Annotated in this window: 17 protein-coding genes and 1 riboswitch; of the genes, 3 read left to right on the top strand and 14 right to left on the bottom strand. The window is 38.3% G+C overall.

Features of this window, described 5'->3' with window-relative positions; genetic code table 11:
- Positions 1-18: 18 nt before the first annotated feature.
- The 6 genes from FS458_RS13325 to FS458_RS21220 form a co-directional block, all read right to left on the bottom strand.
- Entirely contained in the window at positions 19-969 is a 951-nt protein-coding gene (locus tag FS458_RS13325) for a GGDEF domain-containing protein (RefSeq protein WP_144701261.1), read from the bottom strand.
- Positions 970-1,155: 186 nt separating this feature from the next.
- A riboswitch (cyclic di-GMP riboswitch) is annotated at positions 1,156-1,244 on the bottom strand.
- A 93-nt stretch (positions 1,245-1,337) separates the two neighbouring features.
- The gene (locus FS458_RS13330; protein WP_144701263.1) at positions 1,338-1,976 is read right to left on the bottom strand and encodes a serine/threonine protein kinase; all 639 of its coding nucleotides are present in this window, start codon (positions 1,974-1,976) and stop codon (positions 1,338-1,340) included.
- A 107-nt stretch (positions 1,977-2,083) separates the two neighbouring features.
- A complete protein-coding gene (locus FS458_RS13335) occupies positions 2,084-2,443 on the bottom strand; it encodes a hypothetical protein (RefSeq protein ID WP_144701265.1) in 360 nt (119 codons plus the stop codon).
- 16 nt (positions 2,444-2,459) lie between these two features.
- The gene (locus tag FS458_RS13340; protein WP_144701267.1) at positions 2,460-2,669 is read right to left on the bottom strand and encodes a WYL domain-containing protein; all 210 of its coding nucleotides are present in this window, start codon (positions 2,667-2,669) and stop codon (positions 2,460-2,462) included.
- A 95-nt stretch (positions 2,670-2,764) separates the two neighbouring features.
- Positions 2,765-3,598: an STAS domain-containing protein gene (locus FS458_RS21215; protein ID WP_137789931.1), complete on the bottom strand. Its 834-nt coding sequence runs from the start codon at positions 3,596-3,598 to the stop codon at positions 2,765-2,767.
- A gap of 171 nt (positions 3,599-3,769) precedes the next feature.
- On the bottom strand, positions 3,770-4,426 hold the full coding sequence (locus FS458_RS21220; protein ID WP_144703585.1) for an N-acetylmuramoyl-L-alanine amidase: 657 nt from the start codon (positions 4,424-4,426) through the stop codon (positions 3,770-3,772).
- A gap of 271 nt (positions 4,427-4,697) precedes the next feature.
- Here FS458_RS21220 and FS458_RS13355 point away from each other — a divergent pair, with 271 nt between their 5' ends.
- Both FS458_RS13355 and FS458_RS13360 read left to right on the top strand, forming a co-directional pair.
- Positions 4,698-5,135, top strand: coding sequence for a MarR family winged helix-turn-helix transcriptional regulator (locus FS458_RS13355; RefSeq protein ID WP_231607465.1), 438 nt, complete (start codon positions 4,698-4,700; stop codon positions 5,133-5,135).
- Between the two features lie 70 nt (positions 5,136-5,205).
- Positions 5,206-6,822: an MDR family MFS transporter gene (locus FS458_RS13360; RefSeq protein ID WP_144701269.1), complete on the top strand. Its 1,617-nt coding sequence runs from the start codon at positions 5,206-5,208 to the stop codon at positions 6,820-6,822.
- 332 nt (positions 6,823-7,154) lie between these two features.
- Here the strand turns inward: FS458_RS13360 and FS458_RS13365 are convergent, their stop codons facing one another.
- Positions 7,155-7,982 carry a GNAT family N-acetyltransferase gene (locus FS458_RS13365; protein ID WP_186320549.1) on the bottom strand — a complete coding sequence of 276 codons (828 nt, stop codon included), beginning with the start codon at positions 7,980-7,982 and terminating at the stop codon, positions 7,155-7,157.
- A 137-nt stretch (positions 7,983-8,119) separates the two neighbouring features.
- Here FS458_RS13365 and FS458_RS21080 point away from each other — a divergent pair, with 137 nt between their 5' ends.
- Positions 8,120-8,245, top strand: a complete 126-nt coding sequence (locus FS458_RS21080; protein ID WP_255548974.1) for a hypothetical protein — start codon at positions 8,120-8,122, stop codon at positions 8,243-8,245.
- 228 nt (positions 8,246-8,473) lie between these two features.
- Here the strand turns inward: FS458_RS21080 and mgtE are convergent, their stop codons facing one another.
- From mgtE to iadA, 7 genes are all read right to left on the bottom strand, one after another.
- Positions 8,474-9,832, bottom strand: coding sequence for a magnesium transporter (gene mgtE / locus FS458_RS13370; RefSeq protein WP_171005480.1), 1,359 nt, complete (start codon positions 9,830-9,832; stop codon positions 8,474-8,476).
- 162 nt (positions 9,833-9,994) lie between these two features.
- Positions 9,995-10,396, bottom strand: coding sequence for a DoxX family protein (locus FS458_RS13375; protein ID WP_144701273.1), 402 nt, complete (start codon positions 10,394-10,396; stop codon positions 9,995-9,997).
- Positions 10,397-10,547: 151 nt separating this feature from the next.
- Entirely contained in the window at positions 10,548-11,297 is a 750-nt protein-coding gene (gene map, locus FS458_RS13380) for a type I methionyl aminopeptidase (RefSeq protein WP_144701275.1), read from the bottom strand.
- 80 nt (positions 11,298-11,377) lie between these two features.
- Positions 11,378-11,983: a TVP38/TMEM64 family protein gene (locus tag FS458_RS13385; RefSeq protein WP_144701277.1), complete on the bottom strand. Its 606-nt coding sequence runs from the start codon at positions 11,981-11,983 to the stop codon at positions 11,378-11,380.
- A gap of 121 nt (positions 11,984-12,104) precedes the next feature.
- On the bottom strand, positions 12,105-12,491 hold the full coding sequence (locus tag FS458_RS13390) for a hypothetical protein (RefSeq protein WP_144701279.1): 387 nt from the start codon (positions 12,489-12,491) through the stop codon (positions 12,105-12,107).
- Between the two features lie 120 nt (positions 12,492-12,611).
- Positions 12,612-13,067 carry a pyridoxamine 5'-phosphate oxidase family protein gene (locus tag FS458_RS13395; RefSeq protein ID WP_260858621.1) on the bottom strand — a complete coding sequence of 152 codons (456 nt, stop codon included), beginning with the start codon at positions 13,065-13,067 and terminating at the stop codon, positions 12,612-12,614.
- Between the two features lie 96 nt (positions 13,068-13,163).
- Positions 13,164-14,336 (bottom strand): beta-aspartyl-peptidase, encoded by a 1,173-nt coding sequence (gene iadA, locus FS458_RS13400; protein ID WP_144701281.1) that lies wholly within the window; start codon positions 14,334-14,336, stop codon positions 13,164-13,166.
- Between the last annotated feature and the right edge of the window lie 21 nt (positions 14,337-14,357).

The following is a 14,357-nucleotide window of genomic DNA, read 5'->3' on the forward strand; positions in this document are numbered from 1 at the left end:
GCCCTTTATTCATTTTGTTTAAATGAATGATTTATTCTCACTTCTTGCTCTTTTATTGGTATACATCCGCTCATCCGCAAGCTGAAGATAATAATCGATGTTCTCGCATGCATCTGCAAGCAGTTCTATGGCACCATATGCTAATGAAATCGATTCATTCCAAACGATAAGCTGGCTCTCTAACTTTTCTATTAAGATATATGCTTCATCCTCAGTGATCCCTGGCAATAGAAAAACAAATTCATCTCCGCCAAACCTAAATCCAGAGAACAATTTTAATCGTTTAGAAAGTTCTGCGATCTGCTGAAGAATTTCATCACCTGCGTGATGTCCTAGCTCATCATTGATACATTTAAAATTATTGATATCAAACATGACAAGTGTAAGAGGAAGTTTATGTCTGTGTGCTTTTGTAAGCTCTTTTTCTAAACAATCATAAAAATATCGACGATTGTACAGATTTGTTAACGGATCGCGAATGCTAATCTCCTTAAGGTCTTTGAATTGTTGAGAGGAGAAACCGCTTAGAAAGCCTGTTACAGCTCGATGAGAAATCCGATTCCAACGATCCAACATAAATAGCTGTATGACTAATGGCTCGTTTATCGTTGCTTTTTTCACTTCAAGTAAAACAGATTCACTAATACTCGTCGTAAAACATGCTAATGCTTGATGAGGAATTCGTTGATGTCTTAAAAAATGAATACCTGATGAAAATGCTTTTTGCTCTCCTTGTTTTAAAAAGGACTCGAATCGATCTTCTTCTAAAAATACAGCATGCACGATTCCGCGTAAAAACTTCTCTAATACCTTTTCATATTGCTCAACAAAACCGTTTAGAAACGTATGAAAGTCTTCATTTTTTCGTAGATGCTCTTTGTGTGTATGTATCATAGCGGGAATAGACTTCATAAATTCTGGCAACAAGTTTTTTTTGAGTGCGCGTAAGTCTAGTTGGAAATTTTCCATTCTACAACCCCTCAAATTCCTCAAAAATTACATACAAAAAGCCATCACCTAATAAAGGGAATGGCTTCCATTTATGTTCAGATACGTTTAACCTCTATGAGTGCTTAATCTCTAAAGTGTAAAAAACTTCACTCTTCGGAAAAAAACTTCATAGAAACACCTGTGTCTAAACTAAGTCCGTTTCCCTTTGGCAACCGGCTGCCATTGCATGTTAACCATACTTTAGGCCCATAGCTTTGCGTCCCAGCTTTTCAACTGGTTTGCCCTTAATAACAAAGGTTTCTATTGATTTATAGTTATTATATCCTACTAAGGCAATTTATGCCAATGATTTTAATGATTCATTAGACCTATTATTTTAGACCTTTCTATTTGGATATTTTTAACTTCCTGTAGTACCTATACCCCATCCTTACACCATTCAAAACAAAATAAGGAATCTTTATAGGAAAGTGATACAGAGATTTCTTATAAATGGTGAAATAAGCCTTGCGCAGATCTTTCCATTTCCTGCACGTTTCGTATCCACTAAAATCAGAAACGTCTACAATAATTCCTCTGTTATTAGATATCATCACATTTTTCCCATGCACATCATTAGGAAACAACCCTTTATCTCTCGCATGTCTCACTGCTTCATCAATGTCGTAAATGACATTCTCATGGATCTTTATCCCTTTATGCACACAGTCATATAGAGTCATTCCTTCAATGCGTTTTAAAATTAAAAAACGCTGTTCCGAATGATAGCAAACAGAAAATCCAGGGTGTTTGCCTAATCGATCATATACTTTCTTTTCTTCTAATAATCCGTGCTCATCCCTGCCATAGATCTTTACAACATAATCAGGATGAGCAGGATGAGAAAAAACCGCTGCATAGTTCCCACAACCTAACATCTTCCAAGGGAATGGAGTATTCACTGGGCAAACCGGATCAAATGGGCTGCGGCTTTCTATCATAATCTCATTGTTTAATTGTCTGGCTAGCTGGATAAAGTGTTCCATAGCGTTCCTCAATTCAAATTCTAATCCTAATATCATCATCTTATGTCTTTGCAATACGTTCATTGTATACAGATGTTATAGAAAATGAAACTTGCACGCTTTATCCTTTATTCAATTGTCACTTGTAGATAAGAAAGCATTAGTGTTTCTGCTTTATTTTTTAGATGAATGTTCGGAAATCTCATAATTTCACGATAACCCCTAATAAAGATCTCATATTCTGTAATATCATCCTCGCGTTGTGCATCCATTACTTTAATTCTTCGTTTTCTCAGTTCAATTCTTACATCATATAGATCTTTGCTGATTTGATTCATAATTTGCTCCACTAGTGCAACGTATGGCTGTCTCAGTTTAAAAGGAGAGCCGTTAATAATCTGTAGATCGCGATTAAACACGGTAAGTAAAATCGGATACATCACAAATTTTTCAATAAGCGAACGCTCTTCTTCGCTTCCATATTGCACGACGATCCCTCCAATCTTAAGAAGACAAAAAACGTGAATGTACAGATAATATGTTTCTTATGTGAAAACTTCGAATCTGTTTTTTTGCTGAACAATAACCTTTGATGATATGACCATCAAAAGAGTACGGAATGACAAAACGGTGCGAGATATCACCCTTTTGTGAGAGGTAGATCATTTCGATTCCAACTCGTTCTCTTATGCATCTCATTAATAAGTTAGTCATGAAGCAACCTCCTTTTTTTATATTATATGCGAACAAACGTTCTTTTTATACTAGAAAAAAATACCTGCCTTTTTAAGTAGGCAAGTATTTGTGGTTTATTTATTTTTTTGAGGTCGAATCCCCATTGCTTCAAGCTCCTGATACAAGTTTCCAGCAATTGAAAATCCTTCGAAACTAATTCCTAGCGAAACGACAGTCTGAGCAAGTTCAGGACGCATCCCGCTTAAGGTTACATTTACACCTAAAAGCTTAAGAGAATTTATTACCTTAAATAAATTATGAGCGACCATCGTATCAATCACGGCTACACCAGATAGATCGATAAATAGATGTTCAATCTGTAATTCCATGCATTTTTGAAGAGAAGTTTCCATAATTAACTTAGAGCGATGCGTATCGATCGTTCCTACAAGCGGGAGAACCGCAACCGCTCTTGTCAGCCTGACAACGGGAACAGACAACTCTTCAATTGCCTCTCTAGCCAATCCAAGTACACGATTATTATTCTCAACATATGCGACACTAAAAGCATGGACCGTTTCATCTAGAAATGGGTCGATGATAGAGGCGGCTTTCAAAATGGTTTCAACGCTGAATTTTTCATTACTAATTTCGTTACGTATGAAATCCCAAAGCACCATTCTATAGTATCTGGTACTGCTTAATGCTTTGTCCAGTGGAACTTCATGCTGAACAGCAAGCTCGCCATTTTTTCTTCCCCATTTAATAAAATGCTCTTGTGATGTTTTCTTATCTTCATAAAGAGCTTTTCCAAAGTATGAAAATAGTTCTCCACGGAGGTTTAACACAAATTCCGTTTGCTCTGTAGGATGCTCACCAAGTGATACGCGCACCTCATCAATTTTCTTTGATAGATCATATTTATGCTCAATGATTTTTTTTCCTAATACCCTCAATTGTTGCTCCATGTTCTACTGCTTCCCCCTATGTACACAAAAAATGGCATACCTCCAACTTATTTACCATTAATTTGTGTACTTAAAACCTATTCTCACAAAAAAATAGCCTGCCGATCGGAAAGCGAGCGACCTGAAATCAAAAATCAACACATCGCAAGGCCGTTTTACCATATATTGTTTTTAAGAGTGATCGATATGAACATCAAATCCTGCAGATTTGGCTTTTCGAGAAAGAATCTCGGCATTTTCTCTAGATGAGAATGCTCCAATCTGCACTTTATAAAGTTTTCCTTCTGCAGTAACAAGCTCTTTAAACTCATTCTGATGAACAACAAATTTTTTTAACTCATACTTTACATCTTCAATAAAGAATGGAAATGTCTTACCGTATCGGTGAAAACAATTTAAAGGATCTGTCCTTCTTTTTGGGTCCAGTTGAAAGTGACCTTTTATGTTCCGAGCAGGATTCCATTGATACATGTCACATAAATAGGCAAAAAACCATACATAACGGCTGTAAGCTTTGTTAAAATCTATGGATGGACCATAGCATAACTCAACCCCTATTCCCCATTCATTCGCATCTGATACGTTAGAGCGAACGTGCCAAGCTCTTTCATGCAATGGAATGATTACCAATATTTGTTTATCATCTATGAATACGTGCGCAGAAGCCTCTAGTTGTCTGCTATTGAAATATTCATAGTTCTGTTTGGCCGTTGAGTCGGGATTCCCAGTGTCGTGTGCAACCGCAAAGCGCGGTATACGATTACCTCCTGGACGCTGCTTCCATTCTTTCTTTAAAAATTGATTTGTAATCTGAAATTTTTCTTTCATACATACACCTCCTATTTATTTACAATAGAAGTGTATAATTTTACAAAAAAAGAGCCATTACGGCCCTTCTTTACATTCCACCTGGTTGTGATTGTGTTGTGATCGCCCAAACCCAATAAGCTGCTCCAATCAAAAAGCCAAAACCTAGAAGCACAAAAAATAACGTTGAATTTTTCATAATCCGTTTCTCCCTAAACTTTTACTTTCTTTCTTATTATATATAAATTATCATATACTAGTAGAAGAAGAAACAAAAAGCAAGGGTGTTAAGATGGAAAATAGAGAACAAACCCCATTAAGAAATGAGTTAGAGCGAGAATTGGAAATGAGCTTACGCAGACTTTTTCGCACGTTAAGAAAAGGCTTAAACGAAGTGTACTCAGATTATATTCCAAGCAATGAGTTTGCTGTTCTTCAGACTTTATTTATTCAAAGTCCTTTAATGGCTTCAGAAATCGCTAATGAATTAAAAGTTTCATCAAGCCATATTACCGCAGTGACGGATCGGCTTGTTGGCAAGAATTACATTCAGCGTGTACGATCAGATTCAGACCGTCGGATCGTCTATTTAGAAATTACTGAAGATGGTAGAGAAATCGCACGAAAAATGGATAACATTAAGAATAACTACCTGGAAAAAAAGTTTGCTGCATTAACAGATGAAGACATAAAGCGAATGATAGATTCTTCAATAAAACTGCTTGATTAGTGGAGCAGTTTTACTTTTCGAAATTATTTCATATTGTGAAATATTTACAACATGAATAGGAGGATGATGCATGGAACATCTAGAAATGCGGCGAAAAGTAATTATAATGCTTTCCATCATGTCTGCTATGCTTTTTGCAGCGTTAAACCAAACCATTGTTGGTACGTCTTTACCAAAAATCATTGCTGATCTTGGAGGAATAGAATACTACAGCTGGGTTTTCACGATTTTCATGCTCACTTCAAGTATCACAGCAATATTAGTTGGAAAACTATCAGACATTTACGGTAGAAAGCCATTTATCCTCTTAGGAATCGGTGTGTTTACTGCAGGATCCCTTTTATGCGGCATTTCCGAAAGTATCTTTGAACTTATCTTATATAGAGGGGTTCAAGGTTTTGGTGGAGGTATGATCATGTCGACGGCTTTCACAGCAGTTGGTGATCTATTCCCCCCTCGCGAACGTGGCAGATGGCAAGGAATTATGAGCAGTGTTTTTGGTTTAGCAAGCGTGTTTGGTCCAACTTTAGGAGGATACATCGTCGATCACTTTCATTGGCATTGGGTATTCTGGATCTTTCTCCCCTTTGGTCTTGTCGCTTTTGCCGCTATATATTTTTTATTTCCTTCTGTTCAAAGAAAAGAGAAGGAATCCATCGATTACACAGGTTCATTGTTACTAACGTTAACAATGGTTCCTCTTCTCCTTTCATTCACTTGGGCTGGAAATCAATATGATTGGGCATCTCCAGAGATCATCGGACTGTTTACTGTAACAATCGTAGCTTTCTTTTTATTTGTGCTAACAGAAAAGCGTGTATCAAGTCCTGTGCTACCGCTTGATATGTTCAAAAATAAAGTGTTCACCGTGTCTAACATCATCGGGTTCTTTTTAGGAGCAGGCATGTTTGGATCGATCATGTATATGCCTTTTTTCATACAAGGAGTAATGGGAACATCTGCTACAAAATCCGGCTTTGTCATGATGCCATTAACACTTGCTATGGTTGCAGGAAGCACGATAAGCGGACAGATCATTACAAAAACAGGAAAATACAAGAAATTAGCTATGCTGGGATTATTCATTATGGTCAGTGGAATGACGAGCATGCATTTTATGGATACGCAAACGACTAATACGACAGCAATCTTTAATATGATTCTCGTTGGGTCAGGACTTGGAATCGCGTTTCCGATTTTCACCTTAACCGTACAGAACGCGATTGAACATAAGTACTTAGGTGTTGCGACCTCTTCTGTTCAACTGTTCAGACAGCTTGGAGGTACGATTGGTGTTTCTATTATGGGGAGTGTAATGAATAACTCTCTAGCAGACCACTTTAATAAAGAGTCTCAAAAGCTAGTCGCGTCTTCACCTAGTGTTACACCTGAGATGGGTGAGCAGATTAAAGAGCTCGCGAACCCTCAAGTCTTGCTGAACCAAGAAGCTGTTATAGAAAAATTCAGTGCTTTACCACCTGAATCTTTAAACGTTATTAAACAAGTACTTGGTATACTGCGTGAGTCTTTGAGTTATGCATTAAACGGCGTTTTCTTAACTGGTGCAATCGTTATTGGCACAGCATTCATACTCACCTTCTTCTTCTTAAAAGAAATTCCATTAAGAACTTCTAATGAAGAAAAGAATGCGTCAAATGAACAAGCCGAAGAACGGAAGCTTGGTTAACAAAAGAGAAAGACGGCAGAATCGAAAGATGTCGATTCTGCCGTCTATTCATTATTTCCTTAAGTTATTTTCGTAAACTTTGTTGCTTTAGTAGTGTTTATTTCCGTTCCAGGCTGCTCGCTTTCCACGAGGCAGGCGGTGAGCCACATTATGCTCCTTGCTCCTGCATCTACAAGTTAATGCTAGCGGAGTAAGTTTCCTCATCGCATACCTTGCGAAATGTATTTCAGGCGATAGGCAAGCATCTTCTACTCCAATTTACTGTCAGAGGTTAAAAGCAACAATCTTTTAGAAAAGAGCGTTTCTTTATCAGTTTTCACTAGTGTTAATGCTTATAACACTTTTTCCTGCTGTTTTTTTGAGTCAGCTGTTCGGAGTGGGTAGTTCATACTCCAATGACCAATATCATAAAATCCTAAACGTTTATAAATGGAGCCTGCTTTTGGATTATCATAGAACAGACAGAGCGTTTTCCCTTCAGCTAAAATATCGTAGCATAGCGCTTCCATACAAAGTGAAGCATACCCTTTGTTTCTTTTTTCAGGGTGTGAACACACGCCGACAATCATCGCTGACAATGAATTTTCTGCCGTAGAGGATGCACAAGAAACAATGGTATCCTCTTCTCTTATAAAATAAGTACGTCCTGTTTTGGTGGATAATGCTTGCTCCAAGCTTTCTTTAGCTGTTTTTCCAATTGAGAATTCTTTGATCAAATATTTTAATTCCATGAGGCTATCAACATCTTTAAGCTCAGCTTGTAAAATGCTTTCTCTTGATATATTTTTCTTTAATGATTTTGCATCTTTTAGTTCGGCAAAATATAGTTCTTTTGTTCGCTCAAACTGTAAATAAGGAGTAAACTGGTCCGCGATTTCCTTTTTACCAGAAAGCATCTCATAACTTTTATCTTTATTGATAATCTCTGAAAAAGCTTTTGCATTAATCTCCCCTTTTGCGTAAGGAAGGTAGTTTCCTTTATAACGAAGAAGAATGCCTGTGATCGCCCCGTTCTCCTCAACATCTGCCCAGATGTCTTGAGAATCTGTTTCATAACCAAAATTCTCAATATCAGCAATAATGAATAAGTTTAGCGCAGGTTCTTCACTCAAATAGTCCATAACTTTTTCATGCCACGTTTGATCCAACTTAACTATCATCTCTATTCTCCTCCTTATTTTGTTTAATTGTATATGCGAATTGGAAAAATGCAACATTTTTTAAAAAAAACGCTCTTTTTCTAAAAGATTGTTGCTTTGAACTCCTTGTCACCTTTGAAAATTAATTGGAGTGGAAGGTGCGAGACTCCTACGGGACAGGCGGGCAGTTTGAAAAGTGGAAGTGGCTCGTTCAGCCCCGACAAGCAAAAGTTGAATGGGCTATGAAGGCGCACTTTGCTCATCACAGACCGTTTAACTTTTGACCTCGAGGGGCTAGCCACTGCAACTAGACAGGTGAGACACTTAAGAGTGAAACGTACGAATGTGGCTCACCGCCTGCCCCGTGGAAAGCGAGCAGCCTGGAACGGAAATCAACACTTCCAAAAGCAACAAAGTTTATGAAAACAGCCTAAAAAAATAAAAAACCAGTCAGAAGACTGATTTTTTATTTATACACTATTTTTTAATACGACTTAACTTCACTAATAATTTTAGAGAAGATGAGACAAAAACATTGTAGCTGTACCAAAGTATACTAAGAGTGAAAAAATATCATTCAATGTTGTGATAAGAGGTCCCGATGCTACCGCTGGGTCAATCTTAAACCTGTATAGTAATAACGGAATAAGTGTTCCAGCAAGTGTACCAATTATCAATGTAAAGAATAATGAACTACCTACAACAAGCCCCAATATTAGATTGCCTTTCCATAAGAAAGCAACGATTGATATCAAAATTCCGCAAGTAATTCCTATAATAAACCCAACACCAAATTCTCGGAGTATTAATTTCATAATGGTCGGCCGATCAATGTCATGCGATACAAGTCCACGAACAACTACTGCAAGAGATTGTGTGCCCGTATTCCCTGTCATACCTGCAATCATTGGCATAAAGTACGTAAGTGCAACCGCGCGTTCGATCGTTCCTTCAAACGTGCTTATGATACTACCAGATAAGATTCCAATAAACAGAAGTAAAATAAGCCAAGGCAGTCTTCTATAGGAAGCTACAAGGGCACTTGTCTGAAAATCAATGGATTTACCTGTTGCCGATAACTTCTCGATGTCTTCATTAGCTTCTTCAATTAATACATCTAGCACATCATCGACTGTAACAATCCCGATCAAACGATCATGTTCATCCGTTACAGGGACAGCTATAAAGTCGTAGCGCTCAATTGTACGCGCTACTTCTTCTTGGTCTGTCTCTGCGGGTACGGAGATAACCCTGCTGTACATGATTTCCTCGATCTTCTCATCCATCTCTGCTAATAACAGATCACGATAAGACACTACACCAACAAGCTTTCTATCATCATCAATTACATATAAGTAATAAATATTCTCTGCAAAACCGGCGAAAGTTTTTAGCTTTTCAACCGCATCTCTAACCGTATAAACTTGCGGAATCCATACGAACCGGTTGGTCATAATACCACCAGCTGTATCTGAATCATATTGCATAAGGCTTTGAACCGTTTTGGATTCATCTGCTTTCATGGAAGACAGAAAATCTTGAATCTCATTAACATCCAAGTTACCAAGAAGGTCCGCTAAATCATCATTCTCCATTAAGTTCATGATGTGAGATGAGCGCTCAATGCCAAGTTTGTTCAGAATTTCCATCTGAAGGTCACTTTCTAGCTCTTGAATCAAGGAAGCGATCTGTCTTGTGGTTAAAAACGTAACAAACTTATGTCTGTGCTTTTCCGGCAAATTTTTATAAACATTTGCGATATCATACGGGTGAAGTTCATCGATTAAAAGCTGAAATTCTTTTTTTCGTAACTCTTTTAAGTTTTTTATGACATATAATAATATCTGGTTCTCTGACATCTCTTTAAACAAGGAACGTCACCTCCTTATAAAAGTACTTCACCATTATAAGTGATTTTTCTAACTGTGACTATGGTATCGTATTGAATCTTTTCTTCTGATCTTAATTACTTAGGCAAAAGAAAAAACCACTTAGCATAAAGTGGTTTCGTCATTTTTGTTCTGTATTCAGTTCTATTTTAACCAAAGGTGATCCAAAGAATAATCTCCTGCACCTGTTAAGGCGACTCCTATCACTACTGCGATTAAGACTAGGTTAAACTCATAGCCGTTCGCCGTTACCCAGAACCCGTTCTGCAAGTGAACTTTAACTGCAGCCACAAGCATCGTTCCAGCGATCAGCACAGCACCAATTTCGGTGAACAAACCTGCGGCAAACAAAAGTCCTCCGCCAAATTCAGCCAGACCTGCTAATAGAGCCATCGTATAGCCTGGTTTAATACCGATAGATTCCATCCAGCCTCCAGTTCCTTTTAATCCATAACCGCCGAACCACCCAAACAACTTCTGAGCTCCATGTGCTGCTAATGCTAGACCTACTACTAATCGAATAATCAGTAATCCTAATGATAACATCCCTATCCCTCTTTCTCTTCGTGAATTTAACTTACTTTATGTTAGTATATTACAATTAGTAACTTGTCTATGTCAAGTTACTTTAAAAAAATAACCTTAAGAGCAAAAAAAAATACCGCTCTTCTTTAAAGAATATGCGGCAATGTTTATTTTAAGCTTGTTCTGTTAAAATAATTGGTCCCTCTTTTGTAATGGCAACAGTATGTTCATATTGTGCTGAAAGACTTCCATCATAAGTGACGGCGGTCCAACCATCCTCCAATAAACTAACGTGCGGCCGCCCTCCATTGAGTATAGGTTCAATGGTTATGACCATACCCTCTTTTAAAGTGATTCCTGTGTTACGCTCTCCAACATGGTGAACTTGAGGCTCTTCGTGTATGGAGCGACCTATACCATGCCCAATAAACTCTCGAACAATCGAATAGCCCTTATTCTCCGCATAAGATTGAATCGCATGACCGATATCACCTATACGATTACCAACCCGAGCTTGTTCTATCCCCTTATATAGAGCTTGTTTAGTTGTTTCCAACAAAGCACGAGACTTTTTAGAAACCTTTCCTACTTCATATGACCAAGCGGAATCAGCCAGCCATCCATTTAAATTCACAACAAAATCAATCGTTACGATATCTCCGTCTCTTAACGCATTTTTATTTGGAAGCCCGTGACATACTTCATCATTTACAGAAGCACATGTCGCAAAAGGATACCCCATATATCCTTTTTGAGCAGCTTTTGCTCCGTGAGCTGTTAAAAAACTTTCAACAAACTGATCAATTTTAAATGTTGTTGTTCCAGGTATAACAAGCTTGCTTAATTCTCTGTGACATGAAGCAAGCAGCCTTCCCGCTTCATGCATCTTTTCAATCTGCTTTTGTGACTTGATCTTAATCAATACAAAGTCTCCCTTCCTCTTTTTTAACTATATTCAAGGAAAAAGATCTTCGTGAAAGTAAAAAAGCACCTGGCGTTTTATCACGCCCGATGCTCTGATTCTTTAAGTCTTGATTCAACTATTTTTCCACCTAGCCACAATACAAATATGCCAAAAGCAATCATCCCAAGTTTCAAGGGGCTCTTCAACACATCAATAAAGTCGTATCCGATAAATGAAACGATCGCGATCATCACCAATTTACCGAGAGTTAATGCTAGCAGAAAGGTTTTAATATTAATTCGCGATAATCCGCCTACTACGTTAACTAGAGCGGATGGAGTAAACGGAAAACAATAGATGAGAAAAAGCATACCGAAACCATGCCTCTCTACCCATCCAAGCATTCGTGTTGTGTTTGTATGTCTGTTTAAAAAATTCAAAAAACGCTTTTGGCCATATCGCCGCACTAATAAGAACACAATGATAGAACCAACGCAAACCCCAATCCACGAATAAAGAAATCCTAACCAAAATCCGTATGCCGCTGCATTTCCCGCTACAAAAATAAAAAGCGGAAGGATCGGCAGAAATGATTCAAGCATAGGTAGCAATATCCCTGGCAAGAAACCTAAATCTTTGTATTGGTCAAGCAGTTCTAATATGTTTTTTTCCGTAAAATAGCGTTCCCAGTTTCGCCAGTCCATCCATCGTTCACCCTTTTCTTCCTCATACCCTCATCGTTGCCACAGTTAACTTGTTTAAAACCGACTTTAGGAAAAACAAGGAGTTAATCATCTAATTTTATCATAAACTAAAAAAAGTTCACTATTTGCTGATCGTTTTCGAATGTGTTTTATACCTTTTTTGTCCTAGAATAAACCCGCAGCAACATACTGAGACGAAAGACATTAAAGGTAACAGGAAACTGATAAAATGCATTCCCTTTACCTCAGCATCGAACGGAAACAAAAGACTATACATAACTACCGTTCCATGTAGTAATGCCCCTGCTGCAGCCAAAAGTTTGTGTATCCACACAATAGCAAAACGATTTAATGCACATAGGAATGCGACAATACCCCATAAAAGAAGAGGATACCCCAAAACATTCAGACCATCGGCTTTCATTTCCACAAGACTCGTAATCTGTACGATTCCCACCAAGATAGAAAAAAGCCCTGCTAAGAGAAACGATCGGTATATGATAGGCATTTGATTTCCCCCTTTTTCATATGACACCATGTTGTAGCACAATCTAAAATAAACAAAAAACCGCCACAACATAATGTTTTGACGGTTTGTACGTTTCTTCTAGTTGTAAAAAAGTCAGCTTTATTTCATAAGAGCGTCATACACTTGGACATCTAGCTCTTTTGCTTTCTTTTCATTATACGTCTTTTCATATACAGGTTCTTGGACGATCTTCGCACCCCAGAACATACTCTCAAACACATGGTCAATATCCACTTCGATCTTCGCAAGCTTTAATGGTACGCCTTCCATTGTTTCCTGCAGGATATTTGCTTTTCCATTAATTGAATACACAGTTTCAAGTCCTACTACCGTAAGTACCACTTGTGGATTATCTTTAATGTTTGTTACGATGCGTGAATTGTTCGTCACCGTAAATCGAATCTTCTCTTTTGATAAACTCTTTACCCATGAGATCGCGTTAACAGATGGAGCTTTCGTTTCTGCGTCAACTGTCCCTAGGAGGACAAGTTGTTCGCCTTGCAGGTGTTCAAACAATTCTGGACTTAACGTTGTTGGAATTTCTTGTTTTGCCACTTGATCGCCACCTTTTAAGAGAATTATGTATGATCCCTATTTTACCATATATTTCATAAGTTGAAAGTGAAAAAGGAAGCGTTACGGTCGCTTCCTTTACTCTTCAAACGTTCCTTTGATTACAGCTTCTCCCTCTCGAACCATCACTTGCCCATTCGCAATAACTGAATCAATGCTGAGATCTTCATTAAGCATAACAAGATCAGCATCCAGTCCTTCTTGCAGTCTTCCTTTTTGATTAAGCTTTAAAACGCGGGCAGGATTAGAAGTGATTGTCTGCAATGCCTCATGAAGTGGAACTCCTTCTGTTTGAACAGCATCCCGCACTTCGCCGAACAGCGAGTTCACTCTGCCGATACGCAAGCCCGTAAATTCTCCAAATTCATTAAATGCAGGCAAACTTCCTTGTGCGTCTGATGTGAACGTTATTTGCTCGATTGCCACTCCTGCATCTAACATTCTTTTAAGCCCAATTGAGCATTTAACTTCGCCTTCTTCTAAAAATTGCTTCGTCGTACTTGTTGTGAAATCTACGATACCGCCTTTTTTCGCAAATTCGATACCAGCTTCAAACAAGTAAGAATTTCGGTTAATATGCGTAGGATAAAATTGAGACAGAGGCAGATCGGTGGTATCAACTACTTCTTTAATTAAAGACAACATCCGTTTGCTATCGCCAAGGTGAATGTTCACAACACCTGCTTTTCCTGAAAGCATACCTGCAACTCTTGCTTGTGACGCCAGCCTTGCCAGCTCAGATGCTAACGGCTGGCTGGAACGATGGTCAGAAATAGCAATTTCACCTACACCGATGATCTCATCAACCATCATGATGTCAGTTTCAATATTCCCTGTTAACGTTTTAACAGGAACTTGATAGGAACCGGTGTGTACAAAGCACGAGATTCCTTCTTCTTTTAGCGCTTTTGCTTTTGCGATCAAAGAAGTCATCGTCCTGGCTATCCCGTCCGTACCAATCACTCCAACAATCGTTGTCACACCCGCTTTCGTAACATCTGACAGATAGATCTCAGGGGTTCTCGTTTTATATCCGCCTTCTCCTCCACCGCCAGTAATATGAACATGTCCATCAATAAAACCTGGTGCCACTATTTTACCTGTTGCATCAATGATATGGATATCAAGAGCAGGTGCCGGCCATTCAATATTTTCTGAGATGCTGGCTATCTTTCCGGCAGCTAGTAGGATATCTTTTTTTCCGAGATAATGAGGCGCGTACACCTCACCGCCTTTTATGAGAGTAAACATGTAAATCATTCCTTTATTTTT

Origin of the sequence: Fictibacillus phosphorivorans, from assembly GCF_007673525.1 — a bacterium.
GTDB classification, from domain to species: Bacteria; Bacillota; Bacilli; order Bacillales; family Fictibacillaceae; genus Fictibacillus; species Fictibacillus phosphorivorans_C.